We start from the raw sequence: 14,547 nt of genomic DNA on the forward strand, positions 1-14,547 counted from the left end.
GAGCGCGCCTCCGTCATCGTGACCACCAATCTTGCCTTCGGCGAATGGCCAAGCGTGTTCGGCGACGCCAAGATGACCACCGCGCTGCTCGATCGGTTGACCCACCACTGCGACATTGTCGAAACCGGCAACGACAGCTGGCGGTTCAAAAGCCGCGACGACGATCACGCCACCCGCGCTCGTCTCGCCTCCGCTATCCCGACCAGCTCCGACGAGACGAGCGCTACCACCAAACCCCGCCGCGCTAAGGGGTCAAAATTGGACGCCGATGAGGGGTCAAATTTGCAGGCCGATTGACACACTGACGGCCTCAACAAGCTCTCTTGGAATTTCCATGGCTCCCCTCCCCAGAATCCCCGGCTCATGCTAGCAGGGAAGGCGACAATCGCAATACTATCTATAGTTTAGTCCACTTGCGTGCTCGCCGCTTTACAGCGCGCAACCCTATCGGGCCGCAACGATGCAGTGGGGGAATCCCACGGATTCCAAAATGTCCCTTGTGTTCGAGGGCCACGTATCTAATTCTCAAGGGGCTCTTGCGTGCCGAATGGCATGAGCCAGCGATGTACTGACAGCGCCCATACCGATCGGATTGTCCTTGAATGTGGTGATGCGTCGCGAGGCAAGTAGCGCGTCCAAGTCGGATTGGCTTAGGCGCTTTGTCGCGAGCATTTGACCTGCCTTGAAATCATCAACGGCAAAAGGCTTCCCGGCCATCCTACATACAATTTTGATGTCGCAGTAGACGTCACCATTAATAGCAGCGACCTGCGTAGCCTCTTTTCGGACGGACTGTTCGCCAGCTTCAAATCCACGTCTGAACTGAGGGTCCATCAGGATCAGCAAAGGCTCCTGCCGGTCAGTCGCGATAAGACGGAGGACAAGAAGCGCAACGACGGCGGCCCTAGTCCATGTTGAACCAATGTATCGAGCAACGACGCTGGTCTCAATCGACGCACAGGTTACGCCAATGGCGATGCCGAGCGCGATAATCCAATCGAACTCAGCGTTGCCAAATATTGCGTCGCCGGTCCATTGCAGGAGACAGGACGCTAGAGCGACGGGAACATGGATTGAGGTGAACTTCGCGCCAAGGCTCCGGCTGTTGAACACCCAAGAAAGCCAGATCACTGCTGCCGGTGCTGACCACTGCAGGTGACCAATATTCAGCAGGACGTGTCCAAGGCTGTAGCTGCGCTCAGTAAGGAGGTTGCGGAAGAAGTCGGCACCAAAAATTACACCGCAGGCGGCCAACCCCACTGCGGCAGCGAGTATGCTGATGGCAACGGAGGCCAAAGCCTGTCTTCCCCGTCGTGCGAACAGCCAAACCACTGCGGTCAGCGGAATAGCGATCATATTGTGCTTCCAAAAGCCGCCAACGATCATCACGAGCAGTGGTCCAAGCGGCGCGCCTCCAGCCTTGTGCCGCCGCAACAGCCAAGCGAGCCCGAACCCCATGATGGCCTCGCCAGCGAGTTGAGGATCATTTGCCCCTACATAGGAGGTGAAGTTGTGGGACATGATCGCGGCGTACCACAGCGCTCCGAGCGCAGGCCCGATCACACCACCCGCAAGTATCCTCGCACACGCGAAAACTTCGATGCTGACAACTACCAGCGATATCAATGACAGAGCGCGGCCAACGAAGAGGTTATCGCCGAGCACACTCCCAAGCAGTCCAATCGTATAGAAGGACAGCGGCGGATAATTGTTAACGATGAGGGCGCTTGCTGAAGGATAGATGCGCCCGCCCGACGCAGCAACATCCTGAAAGTAGGCGTTCCAGCCCTCGGTGAACCAAATCTCAATTAAGAATCGGGACCGCCAGAGCGGATAGATGAAGAAGTAAACCGCAAGGGCCGCCATGATCAGGATCAGGGCGACATCGACGCGACTAACTACAATCGGCGCGTCGAGGGCGGTCTTTTTGCCGGGCGTCTCGACGTCAGAAAAATTTGAAAACATGTGGAGGCAAGTAGTCGCAACCTGCGGCTGAGATCAATCCGTAGACCTACTGAGAACCTCGGCCAAACGTCGGGCGCGTTCCTGAAACAGCTATGCAAAACGGAATCGCTAAGATTCCCAAACATGCGTTGTCCATATCCTAAACGGACAGTTGGTCCGTGTACGCCCGCCTGACCACCCTCTTCACGGGAGTAAGGGCTGCTCGCTTTCCAAACCAATACGTCTTCGTTGAGCGAGAGGGATCAAACCGCCGCGCGGCCAAGCCGTTGATTTTTCGAGAAATGCCGTACTAGACCAATTTTGGGGGTTCTAAGATTCGGAGAAAATTCGGTTCTCCGGCTTCATTCAGGCCCATTTTGGATAACGGATGGGAGCTCTCCGCCCGCAGGAAAGCAGGAAAACGGCCGAGTTTCTGGCCTGTCTGCAGCTCGAAGTACGAGATGATTTTGCTGGGGTGGCGGAGAGAGTGGGATTCGAACCCACGGTACGGTTTCCCGCACACACGCTTTCCAAGCGTGCGCCTTAAGCCACTCGGCCATCTCTCCGGAGCGCCCTCTCTTGAAGGGGCGCCGGCGATTTTGCAAGAGATCGCGGGTAAATCGGGTGAATTTTCCGTAAGATGTTGTATTTGAAAGACAATATCTGGCGTCGGCGACTCCTTCGGAACCGCCTGCCGGCTGAACCCGGGACGGGTTTGGCGCGACGATTCACTTGAGAATGCCAAACACGCCGGGGGACGCCATGACCATCCGCAAGACCATCGCTGCGCTCGGCCTGATTTCGGCCCTTGGCTCCGCCTTTGCCGGGCCGGCCCTGGCGCAGGTCTGCAGCCGGCAAGGGGTCGACGTCAGCTGCGACGACGGGCGGCGCGGGGTGCTTTCGGGCGATGCCATCATCTGGCCGGACGGGACGCGCTCGAGCGCCTCGCCGCATCCGAGCGTGATCATCGGCAACAAGAGCTCGGTGCATGTCGGGCCCGGCGTGTTCGTCGGCCAGGGCAAGGGCATGGTGCCGCTGGACGACCCCAACGCGCCGAACAAGCGGCAATGCGCGATTCTGGAGGGGGTGTCGTATTGCTATTGAGCGCGGTACTCGAGGTTCGCCGTCATGCCCGGGCTCGTCCCGGGCATCCACGTTCCTGGGAGCCCGCGGCAAGACGTGGATGGCCGGGTCAAGCCCGGCCATGACGCGTGGATAAAGTCTGCGAGGGGCACAGAGATCGAGAGTTGAGCGCGAAAGCAGCCCCTCACCCCTACCCGTAAGAACGGGGCGCGAGAGAGGGACTAGATCAACCGCACGCCCGAGATCGCCGACTTCAGCCAGCGCAGCGCTTGCGGCGGCTGGGCGGCGAGCGGGGCGACGGCGGCCTTCTCGACGCGGCACTTCTCCAGCTCGGCGACGAAATCGGCGGACCATTGCTGAATGGTGTGGCCGCGCAGCTTCTTCATCATCGCGTCCCAGCGCATCTTGCGCTCGGTGAGCGGCATCGCGGCGGCGATCGCGATCGCGCGCGCCATGGCGTCGACGTCATGCGGATTGACCACCAGCGCCGTGTCGAGCTCATTCGCTGCGCCGGCGAATTTCGACAGCACCAGCACGCCGGGGTCGGCGGGATTCTGCGCGGCAACATACTCCTTGGCGACGAGGTTCATGCCGTCATGCAGCGGCGTCACCACACCGACCTGCGCGGTGCGATAGAGGCCCGCGAGCACGGCCTGGCTGAAGCCTTTGTTCAAATAGCGGATCGGCGTCCAGTCCACCTCGCCATGGCGGCCGTTGACGTCGGTGACGAGGCGCGCGACCTCGTTCTGGAGATTGCCATAGGCCTCGATCGCACCGCGCGAAGGGTTGGCGATCTGGAGCAGCGAGATGCTGCGCAAGAATTGCGGCTGCTCGGTCCAGAGCCGGTCGAACGCGCTGATGCGGTTGACGAGGCCCTTGGAATAATCGAGCCGGTCGACGCCGATCGCAAGCCGTTCGCCGTTGAGACTGCGGCGCAGCCGCGACACGTCGGGATGCGAAGCCGACTTTGCGGCATATTGCGCGAATTTTTCCGCATCGATGCCGATGGGGAAGACTTCAAAGCGGGTGCGGCCGTACTGCGACAACACAACACCGTCATCGATGGCGAGACCAAGCTCGCCGCCGACATAACCGAGGAAATTCTGGCGATCCTCCTCGGTCTGGAATCCAAGGAGATCGTAGGCGAGCATCGCCGTGATCAGCTCGCTATGATTGGGCACGCCCTGCATCACCGCGGCCACCGGCCACGGCGTATGCAGGAAGAAGCCGATCGGATCATCGACGCCGAGATCGCGCAGCTCCGCACCGAGTGCGAGGAAATGATAATCCTGCACCCAGAACGCGGTCCGGGGTTTACGGAAGCGCATCAAGGCGCGCGCCATGAAGGCGTTGACCTCGCGATAGCTGACATAGTCCTCGCGCGAGACGCGGATCAGATCGCTGCGTGAATGCAGTGCCGGCCACAGCGCCGAATTGGCAAAACCTTCGTAATAGCCGCCGTAATGCGCCGCCGGCAGATCCAGCGTCGCAATCGCGCCCGAACCCAGCGCCTCGATCTCGGCAAACGGTTCCTTCTGATGGCCGTCACGCACGCGGCCGGAAGACCCCACCCAGATGGCACCCGAATGTTCCACAACCGGAAGCAATGCCGCAGCCAAGCCGCCCGTCATGGGCTCGTTGGGTTTGCCGCGCGCGACGCGATTCGAAACGACGATTAAGTTCACAGGTCGTCCCTTCCTGTTCATTCCACCCTGTTTAACTGATGTTCATCAATATGGTTCCTGATCATCGTTTCAACCAATTGAAACCAAAATCGGGCGCGCGCGTTGGAGCTGGTTTCCCCTGTGGAACCCACTGCAAAGACAGCTTTTCCGGTTGGATTGCACAGCATGCATTGCGGCGCGCGGGGGCGCTGCGCTGACGGCCTTTATGTCTGCGGCGTGGCGCTGCCTTTGTTTCACCTCGGATCGAGCAGGCGCGCGAGGAACGCGCGCACATCGCTCGGCGCATCGAAGTGACCATTCACGCCCATGGCGCGGCGGCCGACCGAGAAAGCGAGCCCGTTCATGTCAGGCATGATCGCGAACACGGTCTCATCGGTGACGTCGTCACCGATGAACAGCGGACGCCGTCCCCTGAACGGTTCGTGCTGCATCAACTCGCGTACGCCGGTCGCCTTGGTGAAGCCGGAATGCTTGATCTCGCAGACGAACTTTCCGGGCAGCACCTCGATCGGCGCATTGGGCAGGTCGGCACGGATCAGCGAGACGGCCTCGAAGATCGCCTTCTCCGCATGCGGCGCGAGGCGGTAATGCAGCGCCAGCGAATAGCCCTTGTCCTCGAGCAGAATGCCCGGGCTGAGCTTTGCGATCGCAGCGAGCCGCCGCTTCAACTCCTTGTCCAGCGGCGGCGCATGCACGTCATCCGCTTCATTGTCCGCCGACAGCCGCATCTCCGCGCCGTGGCCGGCGACGGCGCGATAGACGTCTGGCGCGAAGATCAGGTCGATGTCGTTGAGCGAGCGGCCGCTGACCAGCGCCAGCGCCCCGGACGTGCGTTCCACCAGCTGCTTGAGCGTCTCCGACAGGCCCGGCGGCACCCACACCTCGCGCGGCGTCGGCATCAGGTCGAGCAGCGTGCCGTCGATGTCGAGCAGGATCGCGGTCTCGTCGAGATGCGGCACGAGCGCATGCGGCACCGGCACCGTCTCCGGCACATCGTCGTCAACGAGCATGGTGCGCTTCTGGTCCAATGCCATTTCCGCAAGTTCCGATTTCATAGTCTACTCCATAAAGGCGAGCGGCCGCGCGATTTGTTCGAGCGATTTACGTTCCGCGGAGATGGCATAGCGCCACGCCACGATCGCGGCCGCGATCATGAGGAATGCCCCCAGCAAATAGCCGGCGAACACGCTGGTGCGTGATCCTGTGTCAATCAGCGCGCCGAACAGCGCCGGGCCGATGACGCCGCCAATGCCGGTGCCGATCGCATAAAACACCGCGATCGCCAGCGCGCGGACTTCCAAGGGAAACGTCTCGCTGACGGTGAGATAGGCCGCGCTCGCGGCGGGCGAGGCAAAGAAGAAGATCACCATCCAGGCGATGGTCTGTCCTTGCGCACTGAGCGCCCCGATCGAGAACAGATAGCCCGACACCGCCAGCAGCAGGCCGGAGGCGCCATAGGTGAACATGATCATCGCGCGCCGTCCGAGCGTATCGAACAGGCGGCCGAGCAGCAGCGGGCCGAGGAAGTTGCCGGCGGCGAAGGGGAGCAGGTACCAGCCGACATGATCGGCGCTGATGCCGTAGAAATCGGTCAGCACCAGCGCGAAGGTGAAGAAGATGGCGTTGTAGAAGAAGGCCTGCGCGCTCATCAGCGCGAGGCCGACCAGCGCGCGCTGGCGATAGACCGAGAACAGCGTATGCACGACCTCGCGAATCGGCGTGTGATTGCGCATCTTCAGCCGGATCTTGGTGAAGCGTCCGTCGCTCACATTCTGGTCGTGTCCGATCACCGAGCGCTCGATCTCGTCGACGATCGCGTGAGCCTGATCGGGCCGCCCGTGGATCATCAGCCAGCGCGGACTTTCCGGGATCCACATCCGCATAAACAGCACGACGAGGCCGATGCTCGCGCCGATAAGATAAGCGAGGCGCCAGCCGAGATCGGGGCCGATCACGGCGGGGTCGAGCAGAACGATGGCCGCCACCGCGCCCATTGCCGCGCCGATCCAGAAACTGCCGTTGATGACGAGATCGGTCCAGCCGCGATAGCGCGCCGGCACCAGCTCCTGGATGGTCGAATTGATCGCGGTATATTCGCCGCCGATGCCGGCGCCGGTGAGAAAGCGAAACAGCGCGTAGCTCGCGATATTCCACGACAGCGCGGTCGCGGCGGTCGCGGAGAGATAGACCGCGAGCGTGATGAAGAACAGCTTCTTGCGGCCGATGCGGTCGGTCAGCCAGCCGAAGCCGAGCGCGCCGAGCACCGCGCCGGCGAGATAGGCGGAATTGGCAACACCGAGATCGAGATTGGAGAAGTGCAACACGGGACTTTGCTTAAGCGCGCCGGAAAGCGCACCGGCGAGCGTCACCTCGAGCCCGTCGAGAATCCAAGTGATGCCGAGCGCCAGCACGACGCGGGTGTGAAAGCCGCTCCACGGCAGCGCGTCGAGACGCGAGGGAATGCTGGTCTCGATGATGCGATCGGTCGCGACCGCCGAGACAGCAGGTCCATAATTCAGCGCTTGGCTTTGCTGCAATTCCATCGCGTTGTTGGGTCTGACCAATGGAAGCGGCCCGGTTCACATGATGTGGCCGGGGGCGAACCGATCATCGGGGTGCGGCATTCCGCCTGCCACCTGCGACAACGTCTGCGGCAAGGCCAGGTTCCCACAGGAACAGCCTTTGGCGCCGTCCGTTTCCGAAGGAGCTGCAGGGAGTTGATGCATGGCTCAGGTCAGAAAGACGACACATTCTCGCAAAACAGCTGCGCGCAGGAAGACCAGCGTGCGCAAGCGCGCGAAACGCGCGGCGCCGAAGCGCTGGTCGCAACGGGTGACGAAGGAGAGCGACGCGCTCGATCTCCAGCGCGGCGTATTCACGCTCACGAGTCCGAAGAAGATCGCAACCTCGCTGAAGCGCTCGGCCGAGCACAGTTCGCGCCGCAAGACCAGCGCCTATCGTTCGGCGCTGTCGATGCTGACGTTTTATATCAACCGTGCCGGCACGACGCTGCCGAAGACCCAGCGCACGCGGCTGGAGCGAGCGAAGGTGGAGCTGAAGCGCGCGTTCGGGAGGGAGTGAGGCTTCGCGCTCTGGCTGTCGTCCTGGACCAGCGAGCGGAGCGAGCGCCGATCCAGGACCCATTACCCCAAGGCGTGGTTTGACGAAGACTCGGGGTTACCGGCTCGCGCCACGACCTCTCCCTGGGGTAATGGGTCCTAGCATACGCCAGGACGACGATGGAGGGTGATGCGGCAGCGGAGCGCCCAACGGGCAGCGAATGCTTACGCCGCCCGGATGTTCCCCATGAAGCGGTCGAGCTCGGCGCGAAGACGGGTGCTTTCGGATGACAGCGTCTTGGCCGAGTTCAGCACCTCTTCCGAGGCAGAGCCCGTCTCGGCGGCGCCGCGGTTGACCTGGCCGATGTCGGTGGCGGCGGTCTGGGTGCCCTGAGCAACCGTCTGGACGCTGCGCGCGATCTCCTGGGTCGCGGCGCCCTGCTGCTCCACCGCGCTCGCGATCGACGTCGAGATCGACGAGATCTGGCCGATGGTCGCGCCGATCTCCTTGATCGCGGCAACCGACTCGGCCGTGGCGCCCTGCATGCCCGTGATATGGGAGGAAATCTCGTCGGTCGCTTTCGCCGTCTGGCTCGCCAACGACTTCACTTCGCTGGCAACCACCGCAAAGCCGCGACCGGCTTCACCGGCGCGCGCCGCCTCGATGGTGGCGTTGAGCGCCAGCAGATTGGTCTGCTCGGCAATGGCGGTGATGAGCTTGACCACTTCGCCGATCTGCTGGGCGGCATGCGAGAGCTTGCCGATGCGGCTGTCGGTCTCCTTGGCCTGCACCACGGCGGCCTCGGCGATACGGCTGGAATCGCGCACCTGGCGACCGATCTCCTCGACCGAAGCCGAGAGCTCTTCCGTTGCGGTGGCGACCGACTGCATGTTGCTGGAGGCCTGCTCGGAGACACCGGCGACCTGGCTCGACAGGCTCTGCGTGGTCTCCGCGGTGCGGGTCAGCGTGGACGCCGCGGATTCAAGCTGCACGGCCGAGGCCGAGACGTTGGAGACGATGGCGCCGACCGCGCTCTCGAAGTCGTCGGCAAAACGGATCAGTTCGGAGCGGCGGGCGGTCGCCAGTTCCTTGTTCTGGGCTTCGCTGGCGGCAGCATCGCGCTCGGCCTTGGCGACGGCCTGAACCTTGAACTCTTCGACCGCGCCGGCCATCTCGCCGATCTCGTCCTTGCGGCCGAGGCCCGGCAGCACCACGTCGAAATTGCCCGAGGCGAGCTCGCGCATCGCCTTGCACATCGCGATCATCGGGCGCGAGATGCCGGTGCCGAGCAGGAACGCGAGAACCGCGCCGAGCAGCGTGCCGCCGACGGCGAGCATGAGGACCAGTTGCTCGGTCTGCCCGATGGTCGCTTCCGATTCGGAATCCAGCCGCTGCTGTTCGGCGACGAGGTCCGCCTTCATGGCGGTCGCTCCTTGCAGGATTGCACCGGCCGAGCCGCTCATCTCGGTCACGAGATCATCGACCATCTTGGCGTTGGCGATCAGCTTCTCCAGCGCGTCGCGATAGGCCGCGAGCAGCGCCTTCGCATCCTTCAGGCCGGCGACGACCTTGTCGTCCATGGAATAGATCGCGCCCAGCGAATTCTCGACGAACTTCAGTCGCGCCAGCGCGCTTGTCGCCACCGCCTGGTCGGAGTTGACGATGAAATTGCTCGCGGCGGCACTCGCGGTCTGGAACTGGGCGTTGACCTGCTTGGTGCCGAACTCGATCGCCTGGGCCTCCGCGTCGGAGGCGTTGTTGCCGATGTCGTCGAGCTTGTACTTCAGGAGGTTGGCATTGCGCTGAAGCTGGTTCTGGACCAGGAGCGCGCTGTCGCGCTTGGCTTGCAGGATCTTTGCAAACGTCGCCGAGAAGTTGGAGAACTCCTTGGCGAGCTTGTTGAGACTCTCCTGCCGCGCCGGCCGCTTGGCGCCCTTGATCGCCTGGTCGATGGCGCTCTTGAGGCCGGCCTCGGCATCCAGCGCCGCCTTGGAATCATCCTCCTTGCCGGTGACGACGAAGTACCGGGCGGACGAACGATAGGCGAGCAGCTCGCGGTCGATATTGCGGGCGAGGTCGGCTTCCGAAACGCTGGTGCGGTAGGACCCGACCCCGGACGACACCCGCTCGAAGCCGAAATAGGCGAAAGCCATGCTGCCGGCGGAGATCACCAGCACTGCGGCAAAGCCCAGGATGATTTTGGCGCGGAACCTGAGGGTCGGAAATATGGTGCGCTTAGACGGCGACGCGATACGCCCGGACATTCCCACCCCCACCCTATGTTCTTGCAACGATCACGCGGCCCGGAAGCAGCCCTTTCCGAACGCCTGCGGAAAATTAGGGCAGAAACGTCAAGGGGCGGTAAATCCGTCCGGCCTGCACCCCGGGTGGAGAGAGTCTCCGCCCGCACGGGCGCGTCCAGCCTTGCCGGGCCGAGGGGCGCGTGTTGCGGCTAACCGGAAAACGCCTTATTCTTTGAAGACTTGTCAGGCATTTATCAGGCACTTGGCGTCAGACCAGGCTGGTCCTCGAGGGAGAAACGGAGTGGGGCAAACCGATTTTCGGTTTGGCGGTGCGTCTGGCGTTGCCGTTGCCAAATCGAAGGCTGCGAGCGTCGATGAAGCCGTGGCCGAGCTCGCCGCCCAGCTCCCATCCGACGAGTTGGCGCTGATCCTGGTCTTCCTCTCTCCCAGCTACGACCCTCATCACTTTATCGCCGAGATCACCCGGCAATTCGACGAGACCCAGGTCTGCGGTTGCACGACCGCGGGCGAGCTCGCCCCCGACGGTTGGGACGAGAACAGCGTCGTGGCGCTGGCGTTCAGCCGTGCCGACTTCTCGGCCGCGGTGCGGCCCATTCTCAACCTCGACGGCTTCCGCGTCGAGGACGGCCGCAGGATCGGCGGCGAGCTCCGGCACGAGCTGTTGCGGGTCACCCCGCAGGTCGATCACGGCAATCCCTTTGGCCTGGTGTTGATCGACGGCCTGTGCCGCCGCGAAGAGGCGGTGATGTCGGCGATCTATGCCTCGCTCGACGACATTCCTGTCGTCGGCGGGTCCGCAGGCGACGGGATGCGCTTCGAGAAGACCTGGGTGTTCTGCGACGGCAAGGCACACACCAATGCCGCCCTCCTGATCCTGTTGAACACTTCGCTGCCGTTCCGGGTTTTCAAGTGCGACAATTTCGAGCCGAGTCCGCAGAAGATGGTGGTCACCGAAGCCGACATCGAAAATCGAACGGTCAGGGAGCTGAACGCGGAGCCTGCGGCCCAGGAATATTCGCGCATGGTCGGGATCCTGGACGCCAAGCTCGATCCGTTCTCCTTCGCGTCCCACCCCGTGCTGGTGCGCGTCGGCGGCGCCTATTACGCGCGGTCGATCCAGCGCGTCGAACCGGACGGCTCCTTACATTTCTTCTGCGCCATCGACGAAGGCATGGTGCTGACGGCGGCGACGTCGCGCAGCCTGGTCGGCTCGACCTGCGACACCTTCACCGAGATCCGCGACCAGATCGGAGAGGTCTCGCTCTATATCGGCTTCGAGTGCCTGCTTCGCCGGCTCGACGCCGAGCAGCATCAGCTCGCCCGCGACATGTCCGACCTGTACCGGCAGAACCGGGTCGTCGGCTTTCATACCTATGGCGAGCAGTTCGGCTCCATGCATGTGAACCAGACCTTCACCGGCGTTGCGATCGGAAGGCGCCCGTCGTGACGGACATGTGGCAGGGCCCCGATGCGGTCGACCAGCTGCGGCGCGAGGCGGCGAAGCTGAAGAAGATCAATGCCGCGCTGATGTCGCGCGTCGAACGCTCGATGGACCAGCAGCTCAACGCCTTTTCATTGTTCGAAACCGCCATTGCGCTCGACCACAAGGTTCGCGACCGGACTCACCAGTTGCGCGAGGCGCTGCATTCGGTCGAGCGCGCCAATGAGGGGCTCTACCGCGCCAAGCAGCAGGCCGAAGCCGCAAGCTCGCTGAAATCATCGGTGCTGATCTCGGTCACCCACGACCTGTTGCAGCCGCTGAACGCGGCGCGCCTGACGCTGTCGGCGCTGACCGAGATGATGGAATCGCAGGAGGCGGGCCTGCTCATCGACCAGGCCGACCGCTCGTTGCTGATGCTGGAGGATCTGCTGCGGTCGCTGCTGGAGATCGCAAAGCTCGACGCCGGCGCGCTCAAACCCGACGTGCGCGCGATTGCTCTGGCGCCCCTGTTCCAACAGCTTCGCAACGAATTCGAGCCGGTCGCGGCGCGGCAGGGTCTTTCCCTGCGCATCCGCACCTCGCCGCGCGCGGTGAGGTCGGATGCGATGATGCTGCGGCGGATCCTGCAGAACCTGCTTGCCAATGCCATCCGCTATACCCGCAGCGGCGGCGTCGTCATGGGATGCCGGCTGAAGGGCGACCACATCTGCATCCAGGTCTCCGACACCGGGCCTGGAATTGCACAGGCGCAGCAGCAGGCAATCTTCCGCGAATTCCAGCGCGGCGAGGCAACCGCGACCGACCAGGCCGGCTTCGGGCTCGGCCTCTCCATCGTCCGCCGTTTCGCAACCGTGCTCGGGCACGAGGTGCGGCTGTCGTCGCAGGTCGGCAGGGGATCGACCTTCACCCTGGAGCTGGAGCCGGCCGACCTCGCGGAGGTCAGCGACGAGGTGCACGAGGTCAAGCTCGCCGAGCGGCACTATAGCGGGCTCGAAGGCGCCAAGATCCTGCTGATCGAGAACGACCCGAACGGCTCGGAGGCGATGGCCGCGCTGCTGGAAGGATGGGGCTGCGACGTCGCGACCACGCGCTCGGCCGCGGATGCGCTGCTGCGCCTCAGCGAGCTCGGCGGCGCACCCGATGCCGTGATCGCCGATCTCCACCTCGATCACGGCGAGAGCGGCCTTTCGGCCATCGCCGACGTCCGCCAGCACCTGAAGCTCGACACGCCGGCCATGATCATCACGGCCGACTACTCCGAAAAGGCCGCGAAGGAAGCGAGCCTCCACGGCCTCGAAGTGCTGAAAAAGCCGATCAAGCCCGCCGAGATGCGGGCGCTGCTGTCGTTCCTGCTGAGCTGACCTGCGCGAATGGTCTTCGCTTCGCCCCGCTTGCGGCGGGGCGAGCGCGCATGGCTTCCAATCAAAATGGCGAAAACAACCCCATGCACAGTACCGGTAGTATATTACGTTTCATCAAGGGCATGACTTACAAGCGAAGTTAGAAACGGAGTGTCCTCAATCTGAAGGACAATGCAGGAGAAAATCGCCTCACTGCTGGTCCGGCCGTACCCGCTCGCGCCTGGCCGCGGTGTCTCCGGCTGCCAGCGTCGCGAAATCGATTCTGGACATTTCGACGATCGCCTTGGTGCGGCTGAGCACGTTGAGCTTCCGCAGGATGTCGGAGACGTGGACCTTCACCGTTGTCTCCGAAATCTTCAGCTCATAGGCGATCTGCTTGTTTTGCAGGCCGCGCTTGAGCATTTCGAGCACGCGCAATTGCTGCGGCGTCAGCTCGTGCAGGCGCTTCAGGAGATCCTGCGCGGGGTCGGACGCACGCAGCGGGCGGACCAGTCCGCGATAGGCGGCGGGAACACAGACCGAGCCGCGTAGCACCTCGCCGATCGACTGTGCCAGATCCTGCTTGGACGACGATTTAAGGATGTAGCCGGACACGCCGAGCGACATTGCGCCGGACATGATCTGCCGATCCTGATACCCGGAGACGATGACGACGGGAATTTTGGGAAACGCCTTGCGGATGCGGATGATGCCCGAAAGACCCGTGGTGCCCGGCATCGACAGATCGAGCAGGATCAGGTCGAACTCGGCGGCCGCCGAGACCTGTTCCAGCGCGCCGTCGATCGACGTCGCCTGAACAATATCGGCCGCAGGCGCCACCATCCGGAGCGCGCTTTCGAGCGCCTCGCGAAACAGCGGATGATCTTCGACGATCAGAAATCGCATCAGGTACGAGCCATTCTGAAGACCTTGCTGAAGACCGTGCCCAGGATGCCGCCGGGGCCGGCGTCGAACTGCACGCGTTGAGAATGACTCAGCAGAGACACGCCGGCTTGATCCAGGTCAAGAAGGACACCGCGCGTCATTGCGACCTGCCGCGATCGATCCGCGCATGAGGCCGGCTGCGCGGATCGGGCAGCTCCATCTTGCCGATCTCGATGATCGCCTTGTTGCGGCTGAATAGGCCGAGCTTGCGCAGGATCTCGGTGATATGTGCCTTCACCGTGGATTCGGCGAGCTGAAGCTCCTGGGCGATCTGCCGGTTCGGATATCCGCGACGCAGGAGGTCGAGCACGCGCAGCTGCTGCGGCGTGAGGTCGCGCAGCTTGACCTCGAGCCCGTTGCCGGCATCGGCCCGCCGCCGCTTCGGCGTCGCCACGAAATCCTTTGGCACCGACACCGATCCGCTCAGCACGCCCTCGATCGATTGTGCCAGCTCACGCTTCGACGTCGACTTGGGCAGATAGCCTGCGGCGCCCAGCGCCAGCGCCTCGCGAACGACGTGCTGGTCCTCCTCGCTCGACACGATGGCGACGGGCAGGCGCGGATAGGCCTCGCGCAAGCGCAGAAAGCCGGAGAAGCCGGTCGCATCCGGCAGCGAGAGGTCGAGCAGCGCGAGGTCGATGCCCTGCCCGGCCGACAGGATATGCAGGGCGTCCCCGATCGACATCGCTTCGAAGATCTGCGCCTCCGGCAAGGCCAGCCGCACCGCATTGCCGAGCGCCTCGCGAAACAGCGGATGATCGTCGATGATCAGGAAGCTGGTCATG

General features: G+C 63.2%; 12 protein-coding genes and 1 tRNA gene. 5 read left to right on the top strand and 8 right to left on the bottom strand.

Going from position 1 to position 14,547, the window contains the following annotated elements; all coding sequences use genetic code 11:
* On the top strand, positions 1 to 297 hold a 297-nt coding region (locus A3M7_RS0127075), incomplete at its 5' end, for an ATP-binding protein (protein ID WP_027546732.1).
* 228 nt (positions 298 to 525) lie between these two features.
* Here the strand turns inward: A3M7_RS0127075 and A3M7_RS0127080 are convergent.
* Both A3M7_RS0127080 and A3M7_RS0127085 read right to left on the bottom strand, forming a co-directional pair.
* The gene (locus A3M7_RS0127080; RefSeq protein ID WP_027546733.1) at positions 526 to 1,965 is read right to left on the bottom strand and encodes a DUF1761 domain-containing protein; all 1,440 of its coding nucleotides are present in this window, start codon (positions 1,963 to 1,965) and stop codon (positions 526 to 528) included.
* 455 nt (positions 1,966 to 2,420) lie between these two features.
* Positions 2,421 to 2,510: transfer RNA gene (locus A3M7_RS0127085), tRNA-Ser, on the bottom strand.
* Between the two features lie 196 nt (positions 2,511 to 2,706).
* On the opposite strand from A3M7_RS0127085, the gene A3M7_RS0127090 reads away from it, so the two are divergent.
* A complete protein-coding gene (locus A3M7_RS0127090) occupies positions 2,707 to 3,048 on the top strand; it encodes a hypothetical protein (RefSeq protein ID WP_027546734.1) in 342 nt (113 codons plus the stop codon).
* 200 nt (positions 3,049 to 3,248) lie between these two features.
* On the opposite strand, the gene A3M7_RS0127095 is transcribed toward A3M7_RS0127090, so the two are convergent.
* The 3 genes from A3M7_RS0127095 to A3M7_RS0127105 form a co-directional block, all read right to left on the bottom strand.
* Positions 3,249 to 4,712 (bottom strand): trehalose-6-phosphate synthase, encoded by a 1,464-nt coding sequence (locus tag A3M7_RS0127095; RefSeq protein WP_027546735.1) that lies wholly within the window; start codon positions 4,710 to 4,712, stop codon positions 3,249 to 3,251.
* Positions 4,713 to 4,945: 233 nt separating this feature from the next.
* Complete coding sequence (gene otsB, locus A3M7_RS0127100) at positions 4,946 to 5,767, bottom strand: trehalose-phosphatase (protein ID WP_027546736.1); 822 nt, start codon at positions 5,765 to 5,767, stop codon at positions 4,946 to 4,948.
* Between the two features lie 3 nt (positions 5,768 to 5,770).
* The gene (locus A3M7_RS0127105; RefSeq protein ID WP_027546737.1) at positions 5,771 to 7,255 is read right to left on the bottom strand and encodes an MFS transporter; all 1,485 of its coding nucleotides are present in this window, start codon (positions 7,253 to 7,255) and stop codon (positions 5,771 to 5,773) included.
* Between the two features lie 181 nt (positions 7,256 to 7,436).
* Here A3M7_RS0127105 and A3M7_RS0127110 point away from each other — a divergent pair, with 181 nt between their 5' ends.
* A complete protein-coding gene (locus tag A3M7_RS0127110; RefSeq protein WP_084302552.1) occupies positions 7,437 to 7,793 on the top strand; it encodes a DUF3175 domain-containing protein in 357 nt (118 codons plus the stop codon).
* Between the two features lie 203 nt (positions 7,794 to 7,996).
* Here the strand turns inward: A3M7_RS0127110 and A3M7_RS0127115 are convergent, their stop codons facing one another.
* Positions 7,997 to 10,036 carry a methyl-accepting chemotaxis protein gene (locus A3M7_RS0127115; protein ID WP_027546739.1) on the bottom strand — a complete coding sequence of 680 codons (2,040 nt, stop codon included), beginning with the start codon at positions 10,034 to 10,036 and terminating at the stop codon, positions 7,997 to 7,999.
* A gap of 280 nt (positions 10,037 to 10,316) precedes the next feature.
* Between A3M7_RS0127115 and A3M7_RS0127120 the strand changes: the two genes are divergently transcribed.
* Positions 10,317 to 11,483 carry an FIST N-terminal domain-containing protein gene (locus tag A3M7_RS0127120; protein ID WP_027546740.1) on the top strand — a complete coding sequence of 389 codons (1,167 nt, stop codon included), beginning with the start codon at positions 10,317 to 10,319 and terminating at the stop codon, positions 11,481 to 11,483.
* Between the two features lie 5 nt (positions 11,484 to 11,488).
* On the top strand, positions 11,489 to 12,838 hold the full coding sequence (locus tag A3M7_RS0127125; RefSeq protein WP_049823718.1) for a hybrid sensor histidine kinase/response regulator: 1,350 nt from the start codon (positions 11,489 to 11,491) through the stop codon (positions 12,836 to 12,838).
* Between the two features lie 189 nt (positions 12,839 to 13,027).
* Here the strand turns inward: A3M7_RS0127125 and A3M7_RS0127130 are convergent, their stop codons facing one another.
* Together A3M7_RS0127130 and A3M7_RS0127140 are read right to left on the bottom strand one after the other, a co-directional pair.
* Complete coding sequence (locus A3M7_RS0127130) at positions 13,028 to 13,723, bottom strand: response regulator transcription factor (RefSeq protein ID WP_049823719.1); 696 nt, start codon at positions 13,721 to 13,723, stop codon at positions 13,028 to 13,030.
* Positions 13,724 to 13,859: 136 nt separating this feature from the next.
* On the bottom strand, positions 13,860 to 14,546 hold the full coding sequence (locus A3M7_RS0127140; protein ID WP_027546743.1) for a response regulator transcription factor: 687 nt from the start codon (positions 14,544 to 14,546) through the stop codon (positions 13,860 to 13,862).
* Position 14,547: the final 1 nt, after the last annotated feature.

It is taken from the genome of Bradyrhizobium sp. WSM2254 (genome assembly GCF_000472645.1).
GTDB lineage: Bacteria > Pseudomonadota > Alphaproteobacteria > Rhizobiales > Xanthobacteraceae > Bradyrhizobium > Bradyrhizobium niftali.